The sequence below is a fragment of the Lentzea sp. NPDC058450 genome, assembly GCF_042721395.1.
Lineage (GTDB): Bacteria > Actinomycetota > Actinomycetes > Mycobacteriales > Pseudonocardiaceae > Lentzea.
Map to the genome: position 1 here is coordinate 123231 of NZ_JBHXLO010000025.1, position 25971 is coordinate 149201.

At 69.2% G+C, this 25971-nt stretch carries 27 protein-coding genes; 12 read left to right on the plus strand and 15 right to left on the minus strand.

Annotated elements, in window-relative coordinates:
- Positions 1–73: 73 nt before the first annotated feature.
- Positions 74–751, plus strand: a complete 678-nt coding sequence (locus tag ACFWNN_RS31950; RefSeq protein ID WP_382443655.1) for a family 16 glycoside hydrolase — start codon at positions 74–76, stop codon at positions 749–751.
- Here ACFWNN_RS31950 and ACFWNN_RS31955 read toward each other — a convergent pair.
- On the minus strand, positions 748–1392 hold the full coding sequence (locus ACFWNN_RS31955; RefSeq protein ID WP_382443656.1) for a hypothetical protein: 645 nt from the start codon (positions 1390–1392) through the stop codon (positions 748–750). The two genes, ACFWNN_RS31950 and ACFWNN_RS31955, sit on opposite strands and share 4 nt — an antisense overlap.
- A 318-nt stretch (positions 1393–1710) precedes the next feature.
- On the opposite strand from ACFWNN_RS31955, the gene ACFWNN_RS31960 reads away from it, so the two are divergent.
- Positions 1711–3276, plus strand: a complete 1566-nt coding sequence (locus tag ACFWNN_RS31960; RefSeq protein WP_382443683.1) for a GAF domain-containing protein — start codon at positions 1711–1713, stop codon at positions 3274–3276.
- Here the strand turns inward: ACFWNN_RS31960 and ACFWNN_RS31965 are convergent.
- On the minus strand, positions 3273–3923 hold the full coding sequence (locus ACFWNN_RS31965) for a response regulator (RefSeq protein ID WP_382443657.1): 651 nt from the start codon (positions 3921–3923) through the stop codon (positions 3273–3275). The two genes, ACFWNN_RS31960 and ACFWNN_RS31965, sit on opposite strands and share 4 nt — an antisense overlap.
- Positions 3924–4007: 84 nt before the next feature.
- Here ACFWNN_RS31965 and ACFWNN_RS31970 point away from each other — a divergent pair, with 84 nt between their 5' ends.
- Positions 4008–4811 (plus strand): universal stress protein, encoded by an 804-nt coding sequence (locus ACFWNN_RS31970; protein WP_382443658.1) that lies wholly within the window; start codon positions 4008–4010, stop codon positions 4809–4811.
- Here ACFWNN_RS31970 and ACFWNN_RS31975 read toward each other — a convergent pair.
- Positions 4798–5355: a YceI family protein gene (locus tag ACFWNN_RS31975; protein ID WP_382443659.1), complete on the minus strand. Its 558-nt coding sequence runs from the start codon at positions 5353–5355 to the stop codon at positions 4798–4800. The two genes, ACFWNN_RS31970 and ACFWNN_RS31975, sit on opposite strands and share 14 nt — an antisense overlap.
- Positions 5356–5449: 94 nt before the next feature.
- Between ACFWNN_RS31975 and ACFWNN_RS31980 the strand changes: the two genes are divergently transcribed.
- A complete protein-coding gene (locus ACFWNN_RS31980; protein WP_382443660.1) occupies positions 5450–5983 on the plus strand; it encodes a MarR family winged helix-turn-helix transcriptional regulator in 534 nt (177 codons plus the stop codon).
- Here the strand turns inward: ACFWNN_RS31980 and ACFWNN_RS31985 are convergent.
- Positions 5888–6832: a GlxA family transcriptional regulator gene (locus ACFWNN_RS31985; protein ID WP_382443661.1), complete on the minus strand. Its 945-nt coding sequence runs from the start codon at positions 6830–6832 to the stop codon at positions 5888–5890. The two genes, ACFWNN_RS31980 and ACFWNN_RS31985, sit on opposite strands and share 96 nt — an antisense overlap.
- 71 nt (positions 6833–6903) lie before the next feature.
- On the opposite strand from ACFWNN_RS31985, the gene ACFWNN_RS31990 reads away from it, so the two are divergent.
- Positions 6904–7053: a hypothetical protein gene (locus ACFWNN_RS31990; RefSeq protein ID WP_382443662.1), complete on the plus strand. Its 150-nt coding sequence runs from the start codon at positions 6904–6906 to the stop codon at positions 7051–7053.
- On the opposite strand, the gene ACFWNN_RS31995 is transcribed toward ACFWNN_RS31990, so the two are convergent.
- A complete protein-coding gene (locus tag ACFWNN_RS31995; protein ID WP_382443663.1) occupies positions 7046–8170 on the minus strand; it encodes a citrate/2-methylcitrate synthase in 1125 nt (374 codons plus the stop codon). The two genes, ACFWNN_RS31990 and ACFWNN_RS31995, sit on opposite strands and share 8 nt — an antisense overlap.
- Before the next feature lie 41 nt (positions 8171–8211).
- On the opposite strand from ACFWNN_RS31995, the gene ACFWNN_RS32000 reads away from it, so the two are divergent.
- The gene (locus ACFWNN_RS32000) at positions 8212–9333 is read left to right on the plus strand and encodes a citrate synthase (RefSeq protein WP_382443664.1); all 1122 of its coding nucleotides are present in this window, start codon (positions 8212–8214) and stop codon (positions 9331–9333) included.
- Between the two features lie 51 nt (positions 9334–9384).
- Here ACFWNN_RS32000 and ACFWNN_RS32005 read toward each other — a convergent pair whose 3' ends face one another.
- Positions 9385–10230, minus strand: a complete 846-nt coding sequence (locus tag ACFWNN_RS32005) for an alpha/beta fold hydrolase (protein WP_382443665.1) — start codon at positions 10228–10230, stop codon at positions 9385–9387.
- A gap of 105 nt (positions 10231–10335) precedes the next feature.
- On the opposite strand from ACFWNN_RS32005, the gene ACFWNN_RS32010 reads away from it, so the two are divergent.
- Both ACFWNN_RS32010 and ACFWNN_RS32015 read left to right on the plus strand, forming a co-directional pair.
- Positions 10336–10935 (plus strand): TetR/AcrR family transcriptional regulator, encoded by a 600-nt coding sequence (locus ACFWNN_RS32010; RefSeq protein ID WP_382443666.1) that lies wholly within the window; start codon positions 10336–10338, stop codon positions 10933–10935.
- A gap of 55 nt (positions 10936–10990) precedes the next feature.
- Positions 10991–12088 carry an acyltransferase gene (locus ACFWNN_RS32015; protein WP_382443667.1) on the plus strand — a complete coding sequence of 366 codons (1098 nt, stop codon included), beginning with the start codon at positions 10991–10993 and terminating at the stop codon, positions 12086–12088.
- Here ACFWNN_RS32015 and ACFWNN_RS32020 read toward each other — a convergent pair.
- The 9 genes from ACFWNN_RS32020 to ACFWNN_RS32060 all read right to left on the minus strand — a co-directional run bounded on the left by ACFWNN_RS32020 (position 12051) and on the right by ACFWNN_RS32060 (position 22523).
- Complete coding sequence (locus tag ACFWNN_RS32020; protein ID WP_382443668.1) at positions 12051–13757, minus strand: 1-deoxy-D-xylulose-5-phosphate synthase; 1707 nt, start codon at positions 13755–13757, stop codon at positions 12051–12053. The genes ACFWNN_RS32015 and ACFWNN_RS32020 overlap by 38 nt on opposite strands.
- On the minus strand, positions 13747–14688 hold the full coding sequence (gene ispH, locus ACFWNN_RS32025) for a 4-hydroxy-3-methylbut-2-enyl diphosphate reductase (protein ID WP_382443669.1): 942 nt from the start codon (positions 14686–14688) through the stop codon (positions 13747–13749). Before ispH ends, ACFWNN_RS32020 begins: the two co-directional genes overlap by 11 nt.
- Positions 14689–14709: 21 nt before the next feature.
- A complete protein-coding gene (locus ACFWNN_RS32030; protein ID WP_382443670.1) occupies positions 14710–15744 on the minus strand; it encodes a family 2 encapsulin nanocompartment cargo protein polyprenyl transferase in 1035 nt (344 codons plus the stop codon).
- A gap of 16 nt (positions 15745–15760) precedes the next feature.
- Entirely contained in the window at positions 15761–17161 is a 1401-nt protein-coding gene (locus ACFWNN_RS32035) for a family 2B encapsulin nanocompartment shell protein (RefSeq protein ID WP_382443671.1), read from the minus strand.
- Between the two features lie 36 nt (positions 17162–17197).
- The gene (locus ACFWNN_RS32040) at positions 17198–18211 is read right to left on the minus strand and encodes a hypothetical protein (RefSeq protein WP_382443672.1); all 1014 of its coding nucleotides are present in this window, start codon (positions 18209–18211) and stop codon (positions 17198–17200) included.
- Positions 18204–19268: a hypothetical protein gene (locus tag ACFWNN_RS32045; RefSeq protein WP_382443673.1), complete on the minus strand. Its 1065-nt coding sequence runs from the start codon at positions 19266–19268 to the stop codon at positions 18204–18206. The genes ACFWNN_RS32040 and ACFWNN_RS32045 overlap by 8 nt, the downstream gene beginning before the upstream one ends.
- Before the next feature lie 19 nt (positions 19269–19287).
- Positions 19288–20694 carry a family 2B encapsulin nanocompartment shell protein gene (locus ACFWNN_RS32050; RefSeq protein WP_382443674.1) on the minus strand — a complete coding sequence of 469 codons (1407 nt, stop codon included), beginning with the start codon at positions 20692–20694 and terminating at the stop codon, positions 19288–19290.
- Between the two features lie 360 nt (positions 20695–21054).
- A complete protein-coding gene (locus ACFWNN_RS32055) occupies positions 21055–21519 on the minus strand; it encodes a heme-degrading domain-containing protein (RefSeq protein WP_382443675.1) in 465 nt (154 codons plus the stop codon).
- Positions 21516–22523 (minus strand): Gfo/Idh/MocA family oxidoreductase, encoded by a 1008-nt coding sequence (locus tag ACFWNN_RS32060; protein WP_382443676.1) that lies wholly within the window; start codon positions 22521–22523, stop codon positions 21516–21518. Before ACFWNN_RS32060 ends, ACFWNN_RS32055 begins: the two co-directional genes overlap by 4 nt.
- A gap of 38 nt (positions 22524–22561) precedes the next feature.
- On the opposite strand from ACFWNN_RS32060, the gene ACFWNN_RS32065 reads away from it, so the two are divergent.
- The 4 genes from ACFWNN_RS32065 (at position 22562) to ACFWNN_RS32080 (ending at position 25706) form a co-directional block, all read left to right on the plus strand.
- Positions 22562–23536: an ROK family protein gene (locus ACFWNN_RS32065; protein ID WP_382443677.1), complete on the plus strand. Its 975-nt coding sequence runs from the start codon at positions 22562–22564 to the stop codon at positions 23534–23536.
- Positions 23537–23546: 10 nt separating this feature from the next.
- Positions 23547–24344 (plus strand): helix-turn-helix domain-containing protein, encoded by a 798-nt coding sequence (locus tag ACFWNN_RS32070; protein ID WP_382443678.1) that lies wholly within the window; start codon positions 23547–23549, stop codon positions 24342–24344.
- On the plus strand, positions 24341–24739 hold the full coding sequence (locus tag ACFWNN_RS32075) for a VOC family protein (protein ID WP_382443679.1): 399 nt from the start codon (positions 24341–24343) through the stop codon (positions 24737–24739). The genes ACFWNN_RS32070 and ACFWNN_RS32075 overlap by 4 nt, the downstream gene beginning before the upstream one ends.
- 229 nt (positions 24740–24968) lie before the next feature.
- Positions 24969–25706: an SAM-dependent methyltransferase gene (locus ACFWNN_RS32080; protein ID WP_382443680.1), complete on the plus strand. Its 738-nt coding sequence runs from the start codon at positions 24969–24971 to the stop codon at positions 25704–25706.
- Positions 25707–25971: the final 265 nt, after the last annotated feature.

Consider the following 25971-nt stretch of genomic DNA (forward strand, 5'->3'; position numbering starts at 1 on the left):
CCGTTGACCGCTCCGAGGAATCGGTTCTACGGTGATGTCACCGTCGCCGCGCCACCTCGGAGGACGGTCGACCATGTTACGTCCATTGTGGATAGCTGTGCTGGCGCTGGCACTGGCTTCGGGAACCCCGGCTCAGGCGGATCCCGTGCTGGTGCCCGTGTTCGACGGCAGGACGCTCGACGGCTGGACCATGCACGCCAAGGACGCGTTCGTCGTGAAGAACGGCGCGATCCACAGCCAGAAGAACGCGACCCGCGGCTGGATCTACTACAACAGGCGGCAGTACAAGAGCTTCCGCTGGATCTTCAAGCTGCGCCAGGTCTCCGGCGACCACAAGCCGACCGTGCTGATCTGGGGCAGGATCGCGACACCGGCCCTGAACGGGCTCGGCGCCATCCAGTTCCAGCCGCCCAACGGCGGCGCGTGGGACTACCGCCCAGGCCACAACAACGGCGGCGGCAAGCTGTTCACGAAGTACCCGCACCCGAGCTGGGACGTGAAGAAGTGGGCCCAGTGCGAGATCCTCGCCGACGGTGACACCGGGATCGCGCGGATGGCGTGCTGCCCGCTGCCCGACGGCGCCGTGCAGTGCAAGGCGACGGAGGTCCTGAAGTTCGAGGACAAGAAGGAACCCGCCGGCCGCGAGGCCCCGTTGGCCATCCAGATCCACAACAAGGGCATCGAGGACGAGTACAAGGACCTCGTCGTCGAGTCACCCGTGGCCGACCCGTCGAAGTTCCTGACGACCTAGCCCAGGTGCAGGACGACCTGCGGCACCAGCGTGTTGCCGAGGGACGGGCGGAGGTCCGCGCGCAACGCGGACAGGCTCACCGCGTCGAGCGCGGGGGAGACGGCGAACCCGACCGTCGCCGCCGTCAGCACGACGCGCTGCATCGCCTGCCCCGCCCGGATCTCCGCCGCCGCGCCCTGGTTGAACGTGCAGAGCACCAGCTCGGTCGGGCTCTGCACGTGCAACCAGGCCCGCTCGACCTCGGCCGCCCGCGACAGCAGCCCGCGCCACGACGCCAGTTCGGGATAAGCCGTCCACGTGCGACGGTTGGTGCGCAGAGCGTGCAGCAGCGCCACCACGTCCGGCCCTGGCTCCTGGTACCCGCCCAGCCGGATGGCCGCCGCCGCGTCGTTCGCGCTCGGCCCCGGCAACAGCGTCACGAGTGGACGGATGCCGTGCCCCTGCAACGCCAGCCGGGCGTTGAGCAACGCCACCCCGCAGGCGAGGCGCGTCTCCCGGTCGTGCGGGACGGAGGTGTGCAGCTCGATCTGCTCGGGGCGCACCTCGAACCGCACGCCGTCGACCGAGGCTCTCGCGAGCGCGAGGACGTTGCGCACGTCCTCACCCGCCAGTCCGAGTGAGCCGGGCACAGCGATCGTCATGGTCATACTCTCCGGCCGCTTTCACGAGTCAGCCACGGTCGAAGGTCCTCACTTGCTAGGGCCTGTTTCAGGCAATCGTCCGCGACAGCCGGGGCCGAGGCGGCCCCTGACGGCACGGGCGGCCGACCCGAATACGCGCCGGTATGCGGGTCGGCCGCCCGCACCGCCAGGAACCACCTCGACCGCGCCTCTCATCGAACGATTGCCTGAAACAGGCCCTGGCCGTGCGGGGCCGAAAAGTGTGCGAATCTAGGCGGCGTGCCTGACGCGCCCGGTCGCCGTGACCTCGACGAGCTGCTCGACGAGGTCCGTGACCGCATGGACGAGATCGTCACCACCCGTGACCACATGCAGGAGCTCCTGGGCGCGGTGCTGGCGGTGGCGTCCGGCCTGGAGCTCGACTCGACGTTGCAGCGCATCGTCCAGGCCGCCGTCGACCTGGTCGGCGCCCGCTACGGCGCGCTGGGCGTGCTCGGCACCCGGGACGACCTGGCGGAGTTCGTGTACGTGGGCGTGGACGAGGCGACCCGCGCCACGATGGGCCACCTGCCGGAGGGCAAGGGCCTGCTCGGCCTGCTCATCAAGGAGCCGGCGCCGTTGCGGCTGCGCGACCTCTCGCAGCACGAGATGTCCGTCGGCTTCCCGCCCAACCACCCGCCGATGCACGGCTTCCTGGGCGTGCCCGTCCGCGTGCGCGACGAGGTGTTTGGCGCCCTCTACATGACCGAGAAGATCGACGCCGCCGAGTTCACCGCCGACGACGAGGCCGTCCTGCAGGCCCTCGCCGCCGCCGCGGGCATCGCCATCGAGAACGCCCGCCTGTTCGAACGCTCCCGCATGCGCGAGCGCTGGCTCGAAGCCATCGGCGAGGTCAACTCCGAGCTCCTCGGCGGCGCGTCGGGCGAGTACGCGCTGCGCCTCATCACGCAGCGCACCGTGGAGCTGGCCGCCGCCGACGCCGCCCTGGTGGTGCTGGGCGACGGTCAGCACGCGCCGTTGTCCGTCGCCGCCGGCGCCGGTGCGAAGGTCGACGACTTCAACGCCACCGACTACGCCGTCGACGAGGTGGTGCGCTCGGGCGTGCCGTTGCTGGTCGACGACCTCGGCAAGTCCTTCGGCCCGGCGCTCGCCGTGCCGCTGCGCTCCGAGATGGGCGTGACCGGCGCGTTGCTCGTGCTGCGCCGCGGCGGCGAGACCCGCTTCCTGCCGGACCAGGTGCCGATGCTCGCGTCGTTCGCCGACCAGGCCGCCGTGGCCCTGGAGTTCGCCGAGCAACAACGCTCCCAACGCCTGCTCGACGTCCTGGAAGACCGCGACCGCATCGCCCGCGACCTGCACGACCACGTCATCCAGCGCCTCTTCGTCACGGGCCTGACGTTGCAGGCCACCATGCGCCGCGTCACCGAACCCGAGGTGGCCGCCCGCCTCCAGACCGCCGTCGAACAGCTCGACGAGACGGTCCGCGAGATCCGCACGTCCATCTTCGACCTGCACTCGACCGACAACACCTCGCTGCGCCGCCGCCTCCTCGACCTGGTGGCGGGCCTGACCGAGGCGACGCACCTCAAGCCGTCCATCCGCATGTCCGGCACCGTCGACAACTCGGTGCCCCCCGAACTCGCCGAACACGTCGAGGCCGTGGTGCGCGAAGCCGTCACCAACGCGGTCCGCCACGCCGACGCCACCGAGCTGACGGTGCTGATCGACGCCGGCGAGGACGTCGTGATCACGGTGCAGGACAACGGGGTCGGCATTCCCGCCGACGTGGCACGCAGCGGCCTGCGCAACCTGGCCCACCGCGCGTCGAAGTTCGGCGGGTCGCTCGCGGTGCGCGCGACGGAGGGCGGCGGCGCCTGCGTGGTGTGGCGCGTGCCGCTGGGCTAGTGCGGCTTCTCGCCGTCCTTGCGGAACTGGGAGGCGAAGACCGCCGCCTGGGTGCGGCGTTGCATGCCGAGCTTGGCTAGCAGGTGGGAGACGTAGTTCTTGACGGTCTTCTCCGCCAGGAACATGCGCTCGGCGATCTGCCGGTTGGTGAGGCCCTCGCCGATCAGGTCGAGGACGGTGCGCTCCTGCTCGCTCAGCATGCGCAGCGGGTCGCCCTCCTCACGTTCGCGGCGGATCCTGTTGAGCAGCGCGGAGGTCGTGCGGGCGTCCAGAAGGGACTGTCCCGCCGCGACGGTGCGGACGGCGTTGACGAGGTCGGCGCCGAGGATCTGCTTGAGCACGAAGCCCGAGGCGCCGGCCATGATCGCGTCGAACAGGGCCTCGTCGTCGGCGAAGCTCGTGAGCATCAGGCACTGGAGGCCCGGGATTCTGCTGCGGAGCTCGCGGCAGAGTTCGATGCCGTTGCCGTCGGGGAGCCTGATGTCGAGCACCGCCACGTCGGCCTGGGCGCCCGGCACCTTGGCCAGGGCCTCCGCCACCGACGCGGCGTAGCCGACCACCTCGAGATCGGACTCCTCGCCGAGCAGGTCCGCGATGCCGCGGCGGACGATCTCGTGGTCGTCGACGAGGAAAACACGCGTCGCCATGGGGGTCACGGTAGCCCAAAGACCCTGCGATGAGGGGACCAACGGCAGAGGGCTCGCTACGACGATCGGGCTTACTTTGGGATCATGAGCAGACTGCCTGTGGTTGTCGGGGTCGACGGGTCCTCGTCTGCGCTCACCGCGGTGGCGTGGGCCGCTCGCGCGTGTATGCGGCACGGTGCGCCGTTGCGGCTTGTGCACGCGTACACGTTGCCTACGCGCGGGTATCCCGAGGTCATCTCGTCGGCGCGTGACCTGCGGTCGGCCATGTACGACCAGGGGCGGATGTGGCTTTCTCAGGCCGTTGCGGTCGCACGGGCGGAAGCGCCTGATGTGCCTGTTGAGCACGACTTGCGCATGGAGCACCCCACGCCCGTGTTGATCGCGGAGTCTGCACGCGCACGAGAAGTGGTGGTCGGGTCGCATGGGCTGGGCGGGTTCACCGGAGCGTTGGTGGGCTCAACGGCCGTTGCGCTGTCGATTCACGGTGACAGTCCCGTGGTGGTGGTGCGGGGGCATCAGCAGGACGGGCCCGTGGTGGTGGGGGTCGACCTGTCGCCCGAGTCGGACGCGGCCATCGGCTTCGCGTTCGAGGAGGCCGCGGCTGCGAGAACGTCGGTGGTAGCGGCGATGGCGCACGTCGACGAGCAGTCGTCGTTGCTGAAGGCGCGACTGTCCGGGTGGCTCGAGAAGTACCCGGACGTCGTCGTCGAGGAGCTCGTGGTGGGGGAGCGGCCGATTCCGTTGCTCCTGGAGCTCGGGCACCGCGCCGGACTGCTCGCCGTCGGGACGCGGGGGCGTGGCGGATTCGCCGGGATGCTGCTCGGATCTACCTCGCAGGCCCTGATCTACCACGCCCCGTGCCCGGTGGCCGTCGTCAGGCCTGCTTGATCGCGGAGATCTCGAACTCCAGGACGACCTTCTCGCTCACCAGCACGCCGCCGGCCTCGAGCGCCGCGTTCCAGCTGACGCCGTAGTCCTTGCGGTTGATCGTGTGCGAGCCCTCGAAGCCCACGCGGGTGTTGCCGAACGGGTCGACGGCCACGCCCTCGAAGGCGAACGGGATGGTGATGCTCTTGGTGACGTCCTTGATGGTCAGGTCACCGGTGATCTCGAAGTTGTCGTCGTCGACCTGCTTCGCGGAGGTCGAGACGAACTTGATCTCCGGGTAGGTCTCGACGTCGAGGAACTCGTTGGTGGTGAGGTGACCGTCGCGCTGCGCGTTGCGGGTGTCGATCGTCGCGGACTTGATCGTCACGGCGGCGGTGGTGTTCTCCGGCTTGTCGCCGTCGATGGCGATCTTGCCGTCGAACTCGTTGAACGCACCACGAACCTTGGTGATCATCGCGTGGCGCGCAACGAACCCGATGCGGGAGTGCGAGGCGTCGATGACGTAGTCGCCGGTCAGTTCGGTGAGGTTGGTGGCGGTGGTCATGGTGTCAAGTCCTTCGGTTGCTCGATTTGGTTGAAGTGTCACTCACCCTGCCGGAACGTGGATGATGTGTCAACTATTCCCGTATGCTGGAGCAGTGACACGATGGTTGGAACCTGAACAGCAGCGGGCGTGGCGTGCCTACGTCCGCATGCAGGGGGAGCTCAATGCGCATCTGAGCAGGCAGATGTCGGTCGACTCGGACCTGTCGATGGCCGACTTCACCGTGCTCGTGCAGCTCACGGACACGCCCGATGAGCGCGTACGGGTCTTAGAACTCGCACGCTCGTTGCACTGGGAGAAGAGCCGTATCTCACATCACGTCGCACGGATGGAGAAACGCGGCCTGGTGCGCCGGGAGAACTGCCGCAGTGACGGGCGCGGGTCGTTCGTCGTGCTGACCGACGAGGGTCGCGCGGCGATCGAGGCGGCCGCGCCGTCGCACGCCGAGACCGTGCACAAGCTGGTGTTCGACCTGCTCAGTGACTCCGAGGTGGTGGCGTTGCGGGAGATCTCCGAGAAGATCTTCGGGCGCCTAACGACAGGAGAATGTGCGGCGGTAATCGCTCGGTGCGACGCCGACGACCCGATGGAAGTGGTGTCGGAGGAGAGCGGCTGTCCCGAAGCCTGACCTGGTCGCGACCGCGTCGACGTCCAGGTCGGTCTCTTCCAGCAGCCTGCGCGCGTGCAGCACCCGCTGGAGCGACAGCCACTTGTTCGGCGTGGTGCCGGTCTCCGCTGCGAACCGGCGCGCGAAGGTCCGTTCGGACATGACGGCGAGCTTCGCCATCGTGGCCACCGTGTGGTTGTCCGCGATCGTGTCGAGCACCCGCTCCAGCACCGGCTCCAGGCTGTCGGCGCTGCACTCGGGGATGGGCAGCTCCACGAACTGCCGCTGACCGCCGTCGCGCTGCGGGGCCACGACCATCCGGCGCGCGATGGTGTTGGCGATCTTGGTGCCCAGCTCGCGGCGCACGAGGTGCAGGCACGCGTCGATGCCGGCCGCCGTGCCGGCGCTGGTGATGATGTTGCCGTCGTCCACGAACAACACGTCCGCGTCCAGCTGGGCCTTCGGGAAGCGCTCCTGGAACGTGCGCGCCTCACGCCAGTGCGTGGTGCAGTGCCGGTCGTCGAGCAGGCCGGCCGCGCCGAGGATGAACGCCCCGCTGCACACGCTGAGCAACGTCGCGTCGGTCTCGCGCAGCGCCTTGACCAGCTTCTCCGGGTACTCGTCGCGCACGCTGGCGGCCGGCAGGGCGACGAGGTCGACGCTCTGCAGCGCGTCGAACCCGTGTTCCGGCGTGATGCTCACGCCGCGGATGTTGGTCGGCACCGGTTCGTTCGGGGTCTCCCCGCACACCCGGAAGTCGACCAGCGGCACGCCCTCCTCGGTGCGGTCGACGCCGAACACCTCGCAGAGCAGGCCGAACTCGAACGGCGCGACGCCGTCGATGAGCGGAACCGCCACGGAACGGAGCATGGCAGGATTTTAGCGTGCAGCGTCAGATCTGCCACTGTTGGCGGGATGTTGATGGCCGCAAACTTACTGACATGACTCTTGCAGCGATCGTCCTGGCAGTGGCAGCACTCTCCGTCTGGCTCGACCGGCACCGCGACCAGAACGCCGGTCTGGCGGGCTCCTCCGACGTCAACGACCGCGACCGCGTCCGCGTTCGCGACGACCTGAGGTACCTCACCTGAGTCGTGCCTCCCCGATGCGGGGTTCCGGGCCCGTGTAGCGGGCGACCGGCCGGATGATCTTCTTGTCCTCGGACTGCTCGAGGGCGTTGGCGCACCATCCGACCACCCGGCTGCACGCGAACGTCGGCGTGAACATCTCGCGCGGAATCCCGCACCGTTCCATCACCACGCCGGCGTAGAACTCCACGTTCGCGTACAGCTGCCGGCCGGGCTTGAGCTCGGCCAGCAGCTCCGTGACCCTGCGCTCGACGGTGACCGCGAACTCGGTGAGCGCGGTCGGCTGCTCCAGCGCGACCTCCTTGAGCAGGCGCGCCCGCGGGTCCTCCGTCCTGTAGACGGCGTGGCCGAACCCCATGATCCGGTCGCCCTGCTCGATGCGTTCCCGCACCCACGCGTCGATGTTGTCCGGCGACCCGATGAGGTCCAGCGCCTCCAGTGCCCGGTCCGGTGCGCCCCCGTGCAACGGCCCGGAGAACGTCCCGATCGCCGCCGTCACCGCGGACACGACGTCGGCCCCGGCGCTCGCCACGACGCGCGCAGTAAATGTTGACGCGTTGAAGCCGTGGTCGATCGTGGCGATCAAGTACTGCTCTACAGCACGACTCGTCCACGTTGACGGCTCCTGTCCAGTCAACATGTACAACCAGTTCGCCGACGTGGACAAATCAACCCTGGGGTTGATCGGGTCAAGTCCACAGTTGATTCGGTGCAGTGCAGCCAGGATCGTCGGCGTCATCGCGCTGACCTTGAGCGCGTCCGCCTTCCGCTCGCTCATCGGCGCGTCCCACATCGGCCGGCACGGCACCATCGACAACGCGGTCCGCAGCCCGGCCAGCGCCGTGCACCCCGACCGCGCGATGGCGGGCAGCACCTCACTGATCGACGCCGGCAGTTCCCGCAGCTCGGCGGTCTGCCGGGCGAACGCGGCGGCTTCGTCGGCGGTCGGCAGCCTGCCTTCGGTGAAGAGGAACCACACCTCCTCGAACGACCGCGTCCTGGCCAGGTCGATCGCGTCGTGCTCGCGGTAGTGGTAGTAGCCCGCGGCCCCGTTCACGTCCCCGATCCGGGTGGTCGTGACGACGACGTCTTTAAGCCCTTTGGGTGCATCAATCAACATGCACAAAGGTTCCGTCAACATGTCTTGTACAGTCAACGTTGATGGAATCAATGTTGACGACGAATCAAGCTGCCCGTCGCCTCGGCGTGAAGCCGGCGACGGTCTACGCGTACGTCAGCCGCGGGCTCCTGACCAGCAACAAGGTCAACCGCTCCAGCATGTTCGACGTGGCCCAGGTGGAGGCCCTGGCGCAACGCACTGGTGCCCGCGGAGCAGTGGCCGCTGTGACCGATCGCATCCGCACCAGGATCTCGTTGCTGGAGAACGACCGCCTGTACTACCGGGGGCGGCCGGTTCCCGAGATGGCCGCCACCAAGCGGTTCGAGGACGTCGCTCACTGGCTGTGGACCGGGATCGACTCCGTCGGCGTCCAGTTCCCCGAGGGCCAGGAGATCTGGATGGCCCTCCCCGACAGTGCCACACTCACCGACCGGGTCAGGGTGGCCATCGCGCTGGCGAGCGTCGGTGATCCGCTCCGGTACGACCTGGACCGGGCCATCACCAGCGCCAAGTCGTTGATCGCCGACGTGGTCGAGTCGCTGCCGCTGGTCGGCCGGCCCGCCGGTACCGACATCGCGGAGCGCCTCTGGGCCCGCCTCTCGCCGGAACCCGCCCAGACCGACCTGCTGAACGCGACGCTGATCCTGCTGGCCGATCACGACCTGGCGATCTCGACCATGGCGGCCAGGGTCGCCGCCTCGGCCCACGCCCACCCCTACGCCGTGGTGTCCGCCGGCATGGGCGCGATGGAGGGGCAGAAGCACGGCACCGCGACGACGATCGCGTGCCGGTTCCTGATGCAGGCCGAGTCCGACCCGATGGGGACGGTGGCCGAGCACCTGCGGTCCGGTCAGCCGATCCCGGGGTTCGGGCACCGGGTGTACCAGCAGCGCGATCCGCGAGCCGACTTCCTGCTGGCGGAGCTGCGCAGGCACGGGGATCTGGTGGCGGACAAGGTGATCGCCACGCAGACGCAGGGCTTCCCGAACGTCGACCTGGCGCTCGCGCAGTTCGCGTTGATGTTCAAGATGCAGCCGGACGCCGGTGAGGCCATCTTCGCGATCGCGCGGATCGTCGGGTGGATCGCGCACGCGATGGAGGAGTACAAGGAGCCGGGCCTGCGGTTCCGCACGATGGGCGTCTACACGGGCGACAGGCCGTAGCCGTGCGAAGCGCCAGGCGACCCCCAGGACGCCTGGCACCTCAGCGCGAGTTCACTCCGGCAGGGCGGCGTGGTCCTCCCCGGCGAAGGCGAGGATCCGCGCGGTGGTCAGCTCGGGTTCCTCCAGGTTCAGCGCATGGGTCGCCCTGGGCACGATCTCGGTGCGCACGCGCGGCACGAGCGACTCGACGCGCGCGGCGAGCTGCCGTGCCTTGATCAACGAGCGCTCGCCCAGGATGAAGTAGGTGGGCACCTCGATCGACCGCAGCTCGTCGTCGGTGAACACGTGCAGCGGAGCCATCTGGACCTTGTACTTCATGCCGCGGAACACCAGCGGGCGCATCGTGTGGCGCACGGCGGGATCGCCCTTGCTGATCCGGCGCAGGATCGCGGCGGGCAGCCACCAGCGGGACAGCTCGCCGATGCTCCACAGGACGAACTTCCGGAAGTCGATCCCGAACCCGCCCGGTTCGAAGGCGAGGATGCCGGCGACCCCGGCAGGACGCCGGGTGGCGAGGTTCAGCGCCAGGCAGGCGCCGCGCGACATCCCGATCAGGTGGACCTTCTCGTGACCGAGGCCCGCGAGGACGTCGGCGAGCCAGTCCGCCTCGTCGTCGGTGCTCTCCATCGGCCGAGTCTGGACCGAACGCCCTGGTTCGCCGATCATGTCGACGGCGTACAAGGTGTGCCGCGCCGCCAGTTCGCCGACCCAGGGGTACCAGGACAACGAAGTGCCCATGGCGCCGTGCAGCAGCACGATCGGCGTGCCGGTGCCGCTGCGCCGCACGCGCGTCGTGCCGAACCGGGTATTCACGTCCAGCTCCTCGGACGGCACCGGCCACTTGCTCCGGATCGCCTCGTACGTGGCGAAGTAGCGGTCCGCTGCCTTCTGATCCACGAACTTCCCGACCATCACACCCCCAGATGTTTTTTCCAATGCAGATGCAATGTAACAGGCGTGTGCGGTGCCCGTCGACACCGGCCGCTGTGCCACAGTGATCACATGCCCAAGCGCGTTGACCACGACGAGAAACGGCGTGACCTCGCGGAGGCGCTCTTCCGGATCGCGTCGACGCAGGGCCTGCAGGCCGTGACGCTGCGCGCGGTCGCGGCGGAGGCGGGCGTGTCGATGTTCCAGATCCAGTACTACTTCCCGACCAAGGAGGAGATGCTGCGCCACGCCTGGCAACGCATCACCCAACTGGGCGCCGAACGGGCCGGGAAGGTCATCGCGGAGGCGGCCGAGACGGGCGACGAACGCGCTGTCATCCGCGCGTGCGTGCTCGGGGTCCTGCCGACGGACGAACGCACCCGCATGCTGTGCGCGGTGCAGATCGCCTACTTCGCCGTGGACGTCACGCGCGGCAGCCAGGCGCCGGACCAGCAGGCCATGCTGCCGCACCTCGTGCGCCTGATCGCGGACCAGCTCGAGCACGCACGGCAACGCGACCGGATCGCACCGGGCCTCGACCTCCAGCTGGAGGCGGACGCGCTGGCGATCATGACGGGCGGCCTGCTCAGCGGCATGCTCGTGGACGCCTACGACGCGACCAGGGCCGCCGAGATCGTCGACTACCGGCTCGGCCAGCTGTTCACCGGCTGACGAGACCCCTCTTGGCCGCTGGCGTGATCGCCAGGAGAAGCGGACCATGAAAACCATGAGATTGTCCGCAGTGGACAACCTGAAGGTGATCCTGGTGGCGTGGGTCATCGGCGGCCACGCGCTGCTCGGCTACTCCGCGATCGGCGGCTGGCCCTACGACGAGGTCAACGAGGTCACGTTCCACCCCGGCGTCGAGACGGTGCTGGCCGCGGTGATCGGGCCGTCCGGGCTGTTCTTCATGGGCACGTTCTACTTCATGGCCGGGATCTTCACGCCCGGCTCGATCGAGCGCAAAGGCAGGCAGCGGTTCATCGCCGAGCGGCTCGTCCGGCTGGGCACGCCCTGGGTGGTCAGCGCGCTGGTGGTGTGGCCGACGTTCGTGTGGCTCGCCTACACCGGCGCCGGGCGCGACGTGACGTGGTGGCAGGCGTTCACGGGACGCGATCCGTTCCTGGACGGCGGATCGCTGTGGTTCGTGGGCGTGTTGCTGATCTTCAGCATCGGGATCGCGTTGGCACCGCCCATAAAAGAACGCATCATCACCACGCGGACCGTTCTCGGCATGACGGTCGTCGTGGCCGGAACGACCTTCCTGACGCGGCTGGTGTTCCCGGCGCGCAGCGGCCAGGTCGGCGACCTGCACCTCTGGTGGTGGCCGCAGTGCCTGGGCATGTTGCTGCTCGGCGCCATCGGTGGGCGCAAGCTCGCGGAACGCGTGCCGGACGAGATCTACCGCATGACCCGCACCGTCGTCATCGGCACGATCGCGCTCCTCCCGGTCGCCGCCGCACTGATGGGCGTCCTGGACCTGGCGAAGAGCGCGGAACCGTTCCTCGGCGGGTGGCGGTGGCAGGCCGCCGTCCTCGCCCTGGTCGAAGGAATCCTGGTGGTGGCCGGGAGTCTGTGGCTGATCGGGCTGGCACAGCGGCGGTTGACGCGCCAGGGACCCTTCGTCGAGGGGCTGGCGCGGTCCGCTTACGTCGCGTTCGTCGTGCAGGGGCCCATCTTGCTCGCGCTCGCCACGGCACTGCGGCCGCTCGAAGCACCCGCCGAGGTGAAGGCGCCGCTGGTGGGAGCCGGCGCCATCGCGTTGTCGTTCGCCATCGGCTGGGTGGTCACTTCACGCCGAGGCGCTTCAGCACGCTCGTCGTGATGCCGGCGGCGTCCAGGCCGTGGGCGCGCAGGATGCGAGCCCTGGAGTCGTGCGGCAGGAAACGCGGCGGCAGCGCGAACGTCGCCACGCACGTGGACGTCCCGGCCAGCGCCTGACCGAGTCGGGCCCCGAGGGCACCGGTCGACGTGGTGTCCTCCACGGCCAGCACCAGCCGGTACCGGCCGCTGAACTTGATCAGGTGCGGGTCGAGGGGCGCGATCCAGCGCGGGTCCACGACGTCGACGCGGACGTCGTGCGCGGCGAGTTCCTCCGCCGCCGCCAGACAGGGACCCGCGAGCGGTCCCACCGAGATCAGCAGCACCTCGGCGTCCTCGACCTCGCGCAGGACGTCGAAGTGGCCCACGTGCCGCATCGCGGGGACGTCCGGCCCCAGCGCCGCCTTGGGGTAGCGCACGACCGTGGGACCGTCCGAGACCTCGACCGCCTCCCGCAGCAGAGTGGCCAGCGACGACGGGTCGCGCGGGGCGGCGAGGCGCAGGCCCGGGACCACCGGGAGGATCGAGGCGTCCCACATGCCGTGGTGGGAGGCACCGTCCGGGCCCGTCACACCCGCCCGGTCCAGCACGAACGTCACGGGCAGCCGGTGCAGCGCGACGTCCATCAGGAGCTGGTCGAACGCCCGCGACAGGAAGGTGGCGTAGACCGCCACCACCGGGTGCAGGCCGCCCATCGCCATGCCCGCCGCGGACGTCACGGCGTGCTGCTCGGCGATGCCCACGTCGAAGATCCGCGAGGGAAAGGCCTCGGAGAACGGGCGCAGGCCCACGGGTTCGAGCATCGCGGCGGTCACGCACACCACGTCCGGGCGGTCGGTGCCGATCGCCACGATCTCGTCGGAGAACGCGTCGGTCCACGTCCGGCTCGACGTGGCCCCCGAGGCACCCACGGCGTGCATGCGGTCGGCCTCGTCGGACTCGGCGGCGGTGTATCCCTTGCCCTTCACGGTCTTGCAGTGCACGACCACCGGCCGGCCCAGGGACTTGGCCTCCCACAACGCGTTCTCGACGGCGTGCACGTCGTGGCCGTCGATCTCGCCGAGGTAGGCCAGGCCCAGCGACTCGAACAACGCCCGCGCCGACCCGGCCAGCAACGACGCCGCGAGACCACCGGCCGTCGGGTCGTACGAACGGCCGTTGTCGTTCAGCAGCACCACGACCGGACGCGAGGAACCGCCGATGTTGTTCAACGCCTCCCAGCACATGCCCCCGGTCAGGGCGCCGTCGCCGACGATCGCGACGACCCGGCGTTCGGCAGAAGCCAGCTCGAACGCCTTGGCCAGACCGTCCGCATAGGACAGTGCGGTGGAGGCGTGCGAGTTCTCGATGACGTCGTGCGCCGACTCGGCCGCCGACGGATATCCCGACAGCCCACCGGCCTGCCGCAACGAGTCGAACTCCGCGCACCGGCCGGTCAGCATCTTGTGCACGTACGCCTGATGCCCGGTGTCGAACAGCACCACGTCGACCGGCGACGTGAAGACCCGGTGCACGGCGATCGTCAGCTCGACGGCCCCCAGGTTCGGCCCGAGGTGCCCGCCGGTCCGATGCACCTTGGAGATCAGGAACGACCGGATCTCCGAGGCCAGCGAGGAGAGTTCCGACGACGACAGCGCGCGCACGTCCGAGGGCGAGGTGATGTCAGCCAGCACGGCGCACCGCCAGAGGAAGCGTGAACGCGATCGTCTCGACCGCCGTCGTGTGCGTGGACACCGTCACGGATCCCAACGCCTCCAAGGCCGCCACGACCTCGTCCACCAGTTCGGGCGGCGCCGAGGCACCGGCCGACAGCCCGACGGACGACACCCCGGCGAGCCACTCCGGATCGATCTCCGAGGCGTCGTCGATCAGGTAGGCCGGCGTGCCACCGCGTGCGGCCAGCTCGACCATCCGCACCGAGTTGGACGAGTTCTTCGACCCCACCACCAGCACCAGGTCCGACTGCTCCGCCACCTCGCGGATCGCGATCTGCCGGTTCGTGGTGGCGTAGCAGATGTCGTCCGAACCGGGCCCGCGCAACTGCGGGAACTTCTGCTCCAGCGCGGCGATGACCTCCAGGGTCTCGTCCACGGCCAGCGTCGTCTGGGTCAGGTACGAGACCGGCCCGGTGATGTCCAGCGCGAGCACGTCCTCGACGGTCTCCACCAGCACCATCTGGTCCGGCGCCTCGCCGAGCGTGCCCTCGACCTCCTCGTGCCCGGCGTGCCCGATCAGCACGATCGTGTCGCCGCGCTCAGAAAAACGTCGAGCCTCCGCGTGCACCTTCGTCACCAACGGGCAGGTCGCGTCCAGCACGTCCAGGTCCCGCAGACGGGCCTCCGCGCGCACCGCCGGAGACACGCCGTGCGCGGAGAAGACCGCCGTGGCACCGAAAGGCACCTCGGACAGCTCCTCCACGAACACGGCGCCACGAGCCTCCAGCGAACGCACGACGTGGACGTTGTGCACGATCTGCTTGCGCACGTAGATGGGGCCGCCGCGTTGGTCGAGCAGTCGTTCCACGATCTCGATGGCGCGCTCCACCCCGGCGCAGAACGACCGGGGTGACGCGAGCAGCACCGAACGCGGCGGATGTTCCTTCATCTAACGCCTTTCCGAGCAGGGTCAGTGGTCCCGGTGTGTCACGAGCTGGGCGAGCGTGCCGAGCTCCACGGCCGCACGCGCGGTCGGCGAAGCCTCGCCGAGATGCACCAGCGCCTGCGTGTGGAGCTCGTCGGCCTGCGTCTGGCTCCACGCCCGCCCACCGGCCAGATCGACCAGATGAGCCGCTCGCGCAAGCGTTTCCGCGTCCATCTCCTGCGACCCGAGGTACAGCACGCCGAGTTCCTCGGAGGCGGGCACACCGGCGTTCAACGCGCGCACGACCGGCAGGGACTTCTTGCGGTTCACCAGATCCGAGTGCACGGCCTTGCCCGTCACCTCCGGGTCGCCCCAGATGCCGAGCAGGTCGTCCACGTGCTGGAACGCGAGCCCGAGCTCGGCACCGAACCCGCGCATCGCCTCGACCTGCCCGTCGGACCCGTCGCCGTACAGCGCGCCCAACGCGGTCGAGGCACCGAGCAGGGCACCGGTCTTGCCGCGCGCCATCCGTTCGACCTCGGCCACCGACACGTCGTTGCGCGTCTCGAAGTCCAGGTCGTACGCCTGCCCGTCGAGCAACGCCACCACGGCGTCGCCCAGCGTCCGGATCGCCTCCAGCGACCGCGGATGTCCGGACGCGGCAAGGACGTCCACGGCCACGGCCTGCAACGCGTCACCGCTCAGGATCGCCGCGTTCACGCCGAACACGGTCCACGCCGTGGGCCGGTGCCGCCGGGTCGTGTCGCGGTCCATCACGTCGTCGTGCAGCAACGAGAAGTTGTGGATCAGCTCGACCGCGACCGCCGCCGGCACGGCGGAGGAGGCGGTGCCGCCGACGGCCTCGGCCGCCAGCAGCACCAACGCGGGACGGATCGCCTTGCCGCCGTTCTCCAGCACCGGGTTGCCGTACTCGTCGCGCCACCCGTGGTGGTACTCCGCGACGGCCCGCAACGACGGCGGCAGCTGGTCGACGGCCTTGCGCAGAGCCGGCAGCACGAGGCTCCGGCTCCACGCGAGGACCTCGCCGGACGGACGCCCGGCGGCCAACGCTTCGGTCATCTCCGCAGTCATGGCTCTAGAGACCGATCTCCACGTTCTCCAGCACGCCCAGGGCGTCCGGCACCAGCACCGCGGCCGAGTAGTACGTCGACACCAGGTACTTGAGCATCGCGTGCTCGTCGATGCCCATGAACCGCACGTTGAGGCCGGGCTCGTACTCGTCCGGGAGGCCGGTCTGGCGCAGGCCGACGACGCCTTGCTTCTCCTCACCGAGCCGCAGCGCGATGATCGACGTGGTGCCGTTCTTGTTGACCGGGATCTTGTCGCACGGCGCTATCGGGACGCCGCGCCACGACTGCAGCGCCTTGCCCTCGACCTCGACCGTCGGCACGTACAGGCCGCGGTTGTTGAGCTGACGCCCGAACGCCGCGATCGCCTTGGGGTGCGCGAGGATCAGCTTGGTGTTGCGGCGCCGCGAGATCAGCTCGTCCATGTCGTCCGGCGTCACCGGGCCGGAGTTGGTGCTGACCCGCTGCTTGAGGTCCGCGTTGGCGAGGAGGCCGAACTCCTTGTTGTTGATGAGTTCGAACTCCTGGCGCTCGCGCAGCGCCTCGATCGTCAGCCGCAACTGGTGCTCGACCTGGTCCATCGGCTGGCTGTAGAGGTCCGCGACACGCGTGTGGACGCGCAGGATCGTCTGCGCCACGCTCAGCTCGTACTCGCGCGGCCGCAGCTCGTAGTCGACGAACGTGCCGGGCAGCGTCGGTTCGCCGTCGTGGCCGGACGAGATGTCGATCTCGGCCTCGCCGTGCTTGTTGGAGGCGTTCGTCGGGTTCGCGAGCTGCTGCTGGATGTGCTCGCGCAACGGGTCGATCTGCCCGTTGAGCTGCGCGAACGCCGCCCGAGACAGCACCACGGCCGTCGTCGGCGTCAACGCGCGGGCGGTGAAGCTCCAGTCCTTGTCGGCACCGGAGAGCACCGGCTCGTCACCGATGTACTCGCCGTCCGCGATGGTGCCGAGCGCCACGTCGTCGCCGTACTCGCCGCGCCCGGTCTTGGTGACCTTGCCGTGCGCGATCACGATGATCTCGTCGACGGACTGGCCGCGCTGCGCGATCACCTCGCCCGGCTCGTACTCGCGCTGCTCGAAGCGGTTCGCGACGGCCGTGAGCGCGGCCTCGTCCTCGAACCCGCGCAGCAGCACGAACTCGCCCAGCTCCTGCGGCACGATCCGCACCTCGGAACCCACGGCGGTGAACGTGACCCGGCCGTCGCCGATCGCGAAGGTGAGCCGGCGGTTGACGCGGTAGGCACCACCCTTCGCCTCGACCCAGGGCAGCATGCGCAGCAGCCACCGGGGCGAGATCCCCTGCATCTGCGGTGCGGACTTGGTGGTCGTGGCGAGGTTGCGAGCGGCGGCCGTCGAGAGGCTCAGCTGCGCGTTCTCGACCCCAAGGCCCGGATCGGTAACAGTCACGGGAAATCCTGCCAATCTGTTGGTGCGGTTGTGGAACTAGCGGACCAGGACCGCAGCGGTACCGAGTCCGGTGGGGCGGAGGAAAGACGCCGTCGCAGGCGTCGGGTCGGGCTCGTAACGGCCCGTGCGTTGCGTCCACATGAGCTCGCCCGCGAGCCATGCCTTCAACGCCTCGACGTACGCCTTCAACGCGATGCGTTGCGCCGAGTCGAGCCCGTACTGGTCGGCGAGGTACGGCAGGTCGTCCGCCGCCGACGTCGCGAACTGCTTCATGCGGGCGTTGACCAGGTCCGCGACCATGTTCATCGCCTGCTGGAGCTCGCAGTCGAAGAAGGTCCGCACGACGTGCACCGCGTTGGTGACGAGCCCGGTGTCCGGGCCGAACCGCTGGTAGCCCACGACGTCGGCCTTGAGGCTGGTGATGTCGGCGAACGCGTCCACCAGCGCCTGCATGGTGGAGTTGGCCAGCAGTTCCGGCGGCAGCCGGTCCATCAACGGCCCGGCGGCCAGCCGTGCGGACATGTCGGCGGCGACGGTCCGCCGCCGCATCTCCACGAAGTCGACCGGGTCGGGCACCCGGCCGAGCGCGTTGGCGTGGACCTCCCACAGCATCGCGTCGAAGTACTCGTCGAGCGACTCCCGGTCGCGCTGGTCGAGCGGCGCGCGGGTGAGCAGGTCGGCGAGTCCTCGTTCGGCCACGGTCCACGTCGGCTGCGCCGGACTGTCCATGATGGACCGCATCCGAGCGACGAACGCCTTGGCGCCGGGGAGGTCCCTGGTGCGGAAGTAGCCGTCGTAGAAGAGGTCCGCCACGTACCAGGCCCACACGTGCATGTCGCTGATCTGGACCAGCGCGTCCAGGCCGAGCGTCGGGTGGGCCAGGGGAGTGAACGAGCCGAAGTCGGACTGGTCGTAGTACGCCTCGGTCCACACGGTGCCGTCGAGCATGCCCATGTCGCGCGCCCACAGCTTGCTGTGCTGGCGGACCTTGTCGACGTGCGGCGAGAGCCGGGCGGAGAACGGCATGTCGAACGACGGGATCTCAACCACGGGCCACCCCCAGCCACGCCGCGGACGTGCCCAGACCGGTCGGCCCGCGCAGGATCGTGCGGAAGAAAGCGGAGTTGCCGCCACCACCGTCCACTTTGGTGTAACGACCCGCGTGCAGGTGCCACTCGTGGCCGCCGGACTGCCAGTCCTGCAGGCCCTTCACGTACTTCAGCACCCGCGCCTGCTCGTCCGGTGCCAGCGCGTTCTCCGCGAACAGCAACGGGAGCTCGGTGAACACGGTGTTCTCGAACTGGTGCAGGCGTGAGGTCAGCAGGGCGTTCACGGCCTCGACGGCGGTCTGCGTGTCGTGGCCGAAGAACTTCTCGAACACGAGCACCCCGTTGGAGTTCTCGCCCTCGCGCTCGACCTCCCGTTCGTACGAGAAGATGTCGTTGCGCAGGTGGATCGCGTCGGAGAACGTGTCGGACAGGACCCGCAGCGGCCGGGTGCCCGCGACGGACGCGGGCACCTCGGCTGCTTCGGAGACCTCCACCAGGTTCGCCGACCACGGCGCGCCGCCGACCTTGCGGCGCATCTCGATGTACTCGATCGGGTTGGCGACCGTGCCGCTCTCGATGTTGCGGATCTCCCACATGCACTCGAGGAGCAGGTTGTGGGTGCTCGTGGTGAACCGGCGCCGCCAGTCCTGCGACATCAGCGGGATCGTCCGCTGCCACAGGTCGACGAGGCCGCGTTCGGTCGGGTTCTCCGGCTCCGGCCACGGGTCCGTGCCGTTGAGCGGCATGAACGCCGGCAGCCGGTCGAGGTAGGCCTTCGCGCCCGCCACGTCCTTGCCCTGCTTGAACTCCGCGAAGAACTCGTCGTCGAAGTAGAAGACCCAGACGTACCAGTCCGTGATGAGGTCGAGGATCTCCGCGGGCGCGTCCGGGTGGGTCCACGCGCACATGAACCCGTAGTCGTCGCCCGCGAGGACCTCCTCGGTCCACACCCCGGTGTCGAGCATCCCCAAGTCCCGCGCCCACTGCGTGGAGTGCACGCGGGCCCGTTCGAGGTTCGGGTTCATCCGCGCCGGGTGCGGCACGTAGAACTCCGGCATGGTGAAGGACGCCAACGCCTTAGCCCTCGCGACCGAGCTCGACGTGCTCCAGCACACCGATCGCGTCCGGCACCATGATGGCCGCCGAGTAGTAGGCGCTGACCAGGTAGTTGATGATCGCCTGGTCGTTGATGCCCATGAACCGCACCGACAGGCCCGGCTGGTACTCGTCCGGGATGCCGGTCTGGTGCAGGCCGATGACGCCCTGGTTCTGCTCGCCGGTGCGGATCAGCATCACCGACGACGTGCGGGTGTCGGAGACCGGGATCTTGTTGCACGGCAGCACGGGGATGCCGCGCCACGCCGGCACCTGCTGGCCGTTGAAGTCGATGTGCTGCGGGTACAGGCCGCGCTTGTTGAGCTCACGGCCGAACGCGGCGATCGTGCGCGGGTGCGCGAGGAAGTACCCGGGGTCCTTCCACACGATCGACAGCAGCTCGTCGAAGTCGTCCGGGGTGGGCGGGCCGGACCGGGTGTGGATGCGCTGCTTGAGGTCCGCGTTGTGCAGCAGGCCGAACGAGCGGTTGTTGACGATCTCGTGCTCCTGGCGTTCGCGCAGGGCCTCGATCGTGAGCCGCAACTGCTGCTCGATCTGGTCCATCGGGTGGTTGTAGAGATCGGCGACGCGGCTGTGGACCTGCAGCACGGTCTGCGCGACGCTCAGCTCGTACTCGCGCGGCGAGAGCTCGTAGTCGACGAACGTGCCGGGCAGGATCGGCTCGCCGTCGTGACCGGACGACAGTCCGATCTCGGCCTCGCCGTGCTCGTCCTGCGGCTTGTTGCGGCTGTTGAACGTCTGCTGGATGTGCGCTCGCAGGCCGCCCGCTTCCCCGTTGAGCGCCTGGAAGTCCTCCCACGACAGCGTGAGCACGGTGACCGGGGTGACGGCCTTGGCCGTGTACTCCCACTCGCCCTGCGGTCCCGCGAGGACGGTCTCCCCGAAGTACTGACCGTCCGCGAGGTTGCCGAGCACGGTGTCGCCGCCGTACTCACCGGTGCCGATCTTGTCCACCTTGCCGTGCGCGATCAGCACGACGGTGTCCTTCGGGCGGCCCTTCTCGACGATCACGTCGCCGATGCCGAACTCCCGCTGCGTGAAGCGGCCGGCCAGCGCGGAGAGCACCTCCTCGTCGTCGAAGCCCTTCAACAGAGCCAGTTCGGTGAGCTCCAGGGGCACGACGCGGATCTCCGCGCCGATGTTCGTGAACGAGACGCGGCCATCGCCCAGCGTGTAGGTGAGACGGCGGTTGACGCGGTACGCACCACCCGCGGCCTGCACCCAGGGCAGCACCTTGAGCAGCCAGCGGGAAGTGATTCCCTGCATCTGCGGGACGGACTTGGTGGTAGTGGCCAGATTTCGTGCGGCGGCCGTGCCCAAACTCAGCTGCTGACGGCCCTCATTGAGGTCAGAATCCGTCACAGTCACAACCGGTACCCACCTATCTCAATGCGCTAATGGACCAATCCGATAAGCCGGAACGGACGTTAGTTCGCGCTGTTGAGAACTGTGAAGGGGCCAAAAAGGCGACATTCGGGTGGGTGGTTTAGGCCTGTCGGCGCTACAGAGCGTACAACTGCTGCCTCACGCAACGGCAGTTGTATCGGCAGGTGGGTGACTGATCATTATTCTCGGATCGATGGAATCGAGCACTCGTTTGGACCAGTAGGATCACTCTTTCGTGCGCATTGTCCGCACTGGTTCCGATGTTATGTGACTCCACTTCGAGTGGACCGAAATCCACTCGAAGTGGTGGCTGTCAATTTGTACCAACGACTATTCGAGTTATTACGCGTCGCGCGAGTTCAGGAACGATTCCAGCTCGGCGACGACGAACGCGTGGTCCTCCGCCTGGGGGAGTCCGGACACTCCGACGGTGCCGACGGGGCCTGTCCCCCGAAGGATGACGGGAAACACACCGCCGTGCGCGGCGTAGAGGTCCGGGTCGAGCCGCGACTCCGCCTCGAACGTCGTCCCCTTCTCGCGGAACGTCTCCCCAACGTAGAACGAACTGTGGCCGAACAGCTCGACGACACGCGCCTTGCGCTCGAGCCACCTGTCGTTGTTCGGCGCGGTGCCGGGCAGTGAGACGTGGAAGAGCCGGTGCCCGTTGCGCTGCACCGAGATCGCGATCGGCAGACCCTGCTCGCGGGCGGCGTCGAGCAGGTGCAGGCCGAGGTCGATCGCGACGTCGTTGCCGAACCGGGTGAACTGGAGCCTGCGCTCCTGGGCGAGGAGTTCTTCTGAGCTCACAGCTCGACCACCTTGTTCTCGCGTGCGGACAGGAAAGCGGCCTCGATGACCTGGAGCGAGGCGATGGCGCCGGCAGGGTCGACCGGGACGCGCCCGGCGGCCAGCTCGGCGTAGAAGTGCTGGTACGCACCGGGTTCGACGGTGATCTCGGTCGTCTCGTCGAGCACGCCGAGCCGTCCGGTGCGGGTCTCGCGGCCCCAGTTCCCGTCGGCCGGGCGGCGTCCGGCGGCGAGCGCGTCCTCCTGTTCGTCCAGGCCGTCGATCTCGAACGCGCCCTCGCTGCCGAGCACCCGGAACCGCGGCCCGTAGTTCGCCGCGTGCGCGCTCGCCCACAGGTGCGAGCGCACGCCGTTCTCGTGCGTCAACGCCACGAACACGTCGTCGTCGACCTGCGCGCCGGGGCGTCGCCGGTCCTGCTCCGCGTAGACGGACTTGACCGGGCCGAACAGCTCCAGCGCCTGGTCGACGAGGTGCGCGCCGAGGTCGTAGAGCAGGCCGCCGGCCTCCGCGGGGTCGCCGAACTCGCGCCAGTTGTCCCAGATCTCCGGCACCCAGCGCTCGAACCGCGACTCGAAGCGCCGCACCTCGCCCAGCTGTCCGACGATCTCGCGGAGGGTCAGGAAGTCGCTGTCCCAGCGGCGGTTCTGGAAGACCGTCAGGGGGACGTTCGCGGCTCGGGCGGCGTCCAGGAGGTCCTGCGCCTCGGCGGACGACGGCGCGAACGGCTTGTCCACCACGACCGCGACGCCCCGGTCGATCGCCTTCCGGGCGTACTCGACGTGCGTCCGGTTCGGCGTGGCCACGACGATCAGGTCGAGGTCCAGCGCGAACAGCTCGTCGGCGGTGACGATCTTCGCGTCCGGGTGCGCGGCGCGGGCCTGCGCCTGCCGCTCCGGGTTCGCCGTGACGATCGCGACGAGGTCCATGCCCTCGGTCGAGGTGATGAGCGGCGCGTGGAAGACCCGCCCCGCGATGCCGTAGCCCAGAAGTCCGACCCTTGTCATGCTTCCGATTAAAGCAACGCTGTTGAATAATTGCGACCGTGGACCTCACCTCGCTGCGTTCGCACAACGACCGGACCGTGCTCCGGCTCGTCCGCTCAGGTGCCCTGAGCAGGGCTTCCATCGCCGAGCAGGCCGAGCTGACCCCGCAGGCGGTCTCGAAGATCGTGGCGAGGCTCATCGCGGCGGGCCTGCTGGAGGAGACGGGCGCGGTGCGCGACGGGGGTCGCGGCAAGCCCCGCCGTTCGTTGCGGCTGGTGGCTGATGGCGCGTTCGCGTACGGCGCCTACGTCGACCGCGACGAGCTGCGGGTCGTGAAGCTCGACCTGACCGGCGAGCCGGTGTCGTCGTCCGTCGTGCCGCTGCCGCCGATGTTCACCCCGTCCGACGTGCTCGCCGCGCTGGAACCGCTGGTCGAGCCGGACCCGAAGGTGCTGGGCCTGGGCATCGGCATCGCCGGTCCGCTCGACTTCCGCGACGGCGTGGTGTCCCCGAACGGCCTGCCGGGCTGGTCCGCGGTGCCGTTGCGCGCGCTGGTCTCCGAACGGCTCGGCCTGCCCGTCGTCGTCGACAAGGACACCAACGCCGCCGTGCTGGCCGAGGCGTGGCGCAGGCCGTTGCAGGACGCCGCACTCGTCTTCGTGGGCACCGGTCTGGGCGTGGGCCTCTTCCTCGGAGGGGAGGTGCATCGCGGCACGCGGTCAGGCGCCGGCGAGTTCGGCCACACGACCATCCAGCTCGACGGCCCGCTGTGCGTCTGTGGACGGCGCGGCTGCATCGAGGCGGTGCACGCGGCCACCACGGGCGTCGACGCGGCCCGGGTCATCGCGGCGGCGGTCACGAACCTGGTGCAGCTGCTCGACCTCGACCAGATCGTCCTGAGTGGACGGAAGGTGCTCGCGTCGCCCGACCTCTACCTGCGGGCGATGCCCGAAGTGGACGTGAGCGTGACGGAGTTCGGCGCCGACCTGGTGCCCATCGGCGCTGGGCTGCTGATCCTGGGAGAGTTGTTCTAGCATCGGGCTCGTGGACGTCGAGCACGTCATCGGTCTGCCGCACCCGCGGCTGCGGCCGTTCGTCACGCGCTACTCCGGGTACCGGATGCGGACCGAACCCGGCGTGCACCGCGGCCTGCCGTCCCGGTCGCTCACCCTCGTGGTCACGCTGGACGGCACGGTCGACCTGCCGGAGGGCCGGTTCGCCACGTTGTGCGGCGGCCTGCACGACGAGGCCGTCCTCATCACGCACGACGGGTTCCAGCACGGCGTGCAGTGCGACCTCACGCCGCTGGGCCTGCGGGCCCTGTTCGGGATGCCGGCCGGGGGGCTGAGCGCGACCACCGTCGGTCTCGACGCCCTCGACGCACCGGCCGGCCTACGCGAACGGGTGCAGGACGCGCCCACGTGGCTCGACCGGTTCGCGCTCCTCGACGAGCTGTTCGGCGCGATGGTCCGGCCGGTGCGCCAGCAGGTCGAGGTGGCGTGGGCGTGGCAGCGGCTGGCGGCCGGGGCGCCGGTCGCGGAGATCGCCGCCGAGGTCGGGTGGAGCCGGCAGCACCTGAGCGCGCGGTTCGCCGTCGAGTACGGGCTCACGCCCAAGGTGATGGCCAGGGTCATGCGGTTCGAGCGGGCCAACCGGATGCTGCGCGGGGAGGTGCGGCCCACGCTGACCGAGGTGGCCGCGGCCTGCGGGTACACCGACCAGGCGCACTTCAACCGGGACTGGCGGGCGCTCTGCGGGGCGACCCCGACGGAGTGGATCGCGGCCGAGCTTCCATTCGTACAAGGCAGCGAGGGCGGGCAGGGCGCAGAGTTGTCCTCATGAGCACACCACCGCCCACCTGCTGGCCCACACTGTCCTATCAGGACGCACCCGGCGCGATCCGCTTCCTCGTGGAGGCGTTCGGGTTCAAGGAACATCTCGTCGTGCCGGGGGAGGGCGACGGCGAGGTCGTGCACTGCGAGATGGTCTGGCCCGAGGGCGGCGGCGTCATGCTCGGGTCCGTCGTGCGGTCGGTCGGCGAGGTCGAGGCGACCAGGGCCGGTCAGGCCTCGGTCTACGTCGTCACGGACCGGCCCGACGAGCTGCACGCGCAGGCGTTGGCGAACGGAGCAACGGAGATCCGCGGGTTGCGCGACGAGGACTACGGCTCGCGCGGGTTCACCGTCGCCGACCCCGAGGGCAACCGCTGGAGCTTCGGCAACTACCGCGGAGCCTGAAGCACCCGATCGGTTCCCTCAAGAGAGTGACAACCCGACTGTAGGCCGAACGGCCGTGCTTGTGTTGCGTCCTAGGGCGTAACCAAGCGGCCGTTCGGTCGTTGTAACCCCCTGCGGCACCTGCCCCGCCGAGCGCGAGACGAACCAGGGACGCGGCGTCTCAGCGCCCAGGGCAGGTGCCGCCGATCTCGGTGGCCCACCCGGTACTTCTGTGATGACATTCGCTCCCATGGGGACTTTCGAGACGCTCGTAGCCGAAGGCGAGGCCGTCCCGCTGGACGGCTGGGACTTCGGCTGGTTCGCGGGACGAGCCACCGAGCAACGCCCGCCGTGGGGCTACGCGAACCAGATCGCCGACCGCCTGAGAGCGGTCTCATCAGCCCTGGACCTGCAAACCGGCGGAGGAGAGGTCACGGCCTCCGCGCCCGTCCTGCCGCCGCTGATGGCCGCGACCGAGTCCTGGCCGCCCAACGCCCTGGTGGCGGCGGGAAACCTGCCGCTGGTGGTGCGGGCACCGGACGACGGCCCGCTGCCGTTCCGCGCCTCGACCTTCGACCTGGTGATCTCCCGGCACCCCGTCCTCACACCATGGAGCGAGATCGCGCGGGTGCTGAAGCCGGGCGGGACCTACTTCTCGCAGCAGATCGGCGCAGGCACCAACCGCGAGCTCACCGACTTCATGATGGGCCCGCAACCGGTGAGCCAGGCAAGGTCGACAGCGACCGCCCGTACGGACGCCGAAGCAGCCGGGTTGGAGGTGCTCCAACTCGAACCGGTGTCGCTGCGGGTGGCGTTCTTCGACGTCGGCGCGGTGGTGCACTTCCTGCGCAAGGTGCTGTGGACCGTGCCGGGCTTCACGGTGGAGGCCTACCGCGACCGTCTGCGCGCGATGCACGAACACATCGAGGAACACGGCGAGTTCGTGTCGACGTCAGAACGGTTCCTGGTCGAGGCCCGCAAGCCCTGACACCACCACTCAACCGCAGTCGCGAACGCAAGGCGACCACCGTCTTGGCCAGGCGCGCGAACTCAACCGGACAGCCGTCAACGCAAAGCCAGCCACCTACGAGGCCTGGCACGCGATGCCGAAGGCGAGCCCGAACGGGCTGATGCCACTCCGAGAGCCGGTTCCGCCCACGCATGGCGATTGGGGCTTGACTTTGGGTGCGAGGTGCTAGCTTCTCGAGCTCGGCCGGGCGCTTTTCAGCCCGGCCTTTTCCGGCCGATGAGCG

Bases quoted from the DNA above. Each gene is read 5' to 3' on its own strand.
- ACFWNN_RS31950 (WP_382443655.1), top strand. From the start codon at position 74: ATGTTACGTCCATTGTGGATAGCTGTGCTGGCGCTGGCACTGGCTTCG.
- ACFWNN_RS31955 (WP_382443656.1), bottom strand. From the start codon at position 1,392: ATGACGATCGCTGTGCCCGGCTCACTCGGACTGGCGGGTGAGGACGTG.
- ACFWNN_RS31960 (WP_382443683.1), top strand. From the start codon at position 1,711: ATGGACGAGATCGTCACCACCCGTGACCACATGCAGGAGCTCCTGGGC.
- ACFWNN_RS31965 (WP_382443657.1), bottom strand. From the start codon at position 3,923: ATGGCGACGCGTGTTTTCCTCGTCGACGACCACGAGATCGTCCGCCGC.
- ACFWNN_RS31970 (WP_382443658.1), top strand. From the start codon at position 4,008: ATGAGCAGACTGCCTGTGGTTGTCGGGGTCGACGGGTCCTCGTCTGCG.
- ACFWNN_RS31975 (WP_382443659.1), bottom strand. From the start codon at position 5,355: ATGACCACCGCCACCAACCTCACCGAACTGACCGGCGACTACGTCATC.
- ACFWNN_RS31985 (WP_382443661.1), bottom strand. From the start codon at position 6,832: ATGCTCCGTTCCGTGGCGGTTCCGCTCATCGACGGCGTCGCGCCGTTC.
- ACFWNN_RS31990 (WP_382443662.1), top strand. From the start codon at position 6,904: ATGACTCTTGCAGCGATCGTCCTGGCAGTGGCAGCACTCTCCGTCTGG.
- ACFWNN_RS31995 (WP_382443663.1), bottom strand. From the start codon at position 8,170: ATGTTGATTGATGCACCCAAAGGGCTTAAAGACGTCGTCGTCACGACC.
- ACFWNN_RS32000 (WP_382443664.1), top strand. From the start codon at position 8,212: ATGGAATCAATGTTGACGACGAATCAAGCTGCCCGTCGCCTCGGCGTG.
- ACFWNN_RS32010 (WP_382443666.1), top strand. From the start codon at position 10,336: ATGCCCAAGCGCGTTGACCACGACGAGAAACGGCGTGACCTCGCGGAG.
- ACFWNN_RS32015 (WP_382443667.1), top strand. From the start codon at position 10,991: ATGAGATTGTCCGCAGTGGACAACCTGAAGGTGATCCTGGTGGCGTGG.
- ispH (WP_382443669.1), bottom strand. From the start codon at position 14,688: ATGAAGGAACATCCGCCGCGTTCGGTGCTGCTCGCGTCACCCCGGTCG.
- ACFWNN_RS32030 (WP_382443670.1), bottom strand. From the start codon at position 15,744: ATGACCGAAGCGTTGGCCGCCGGGCGTCCGTCCGGCGAGGTCCTCGCG.
- ACFWNN_RS32045 (WP_382443673.1), bottom strand. From the start codon at position 19,268: ATGCCGGAGTTCTACGTGCCGCACCCGGCGCGGATGAACCCGAACCTC.
- ACFWNN_RS32060 (WP_382443676.1), bottom strand. From the start codon at position 22,523: ATGACAAGGGTCGGACTTCTGGGCTACGGCATCGCGGGGCGGGTCTTC.
- ACFWNN_RS32075 (WP_382443679.1), top strand. From the start codon at position 24,341: ATGAGCACACCACCGCCCACCTGCTGGCCCACACTGTCCTATCAGGAC.
- ACFWNN_RS32080 (WP_382443680.1), top strand. From the start codon at position 24,969: ATGGGGACTTTCGAGACGCTCGTAGCCGAAGGCGAGGCCGTCCCGCTG.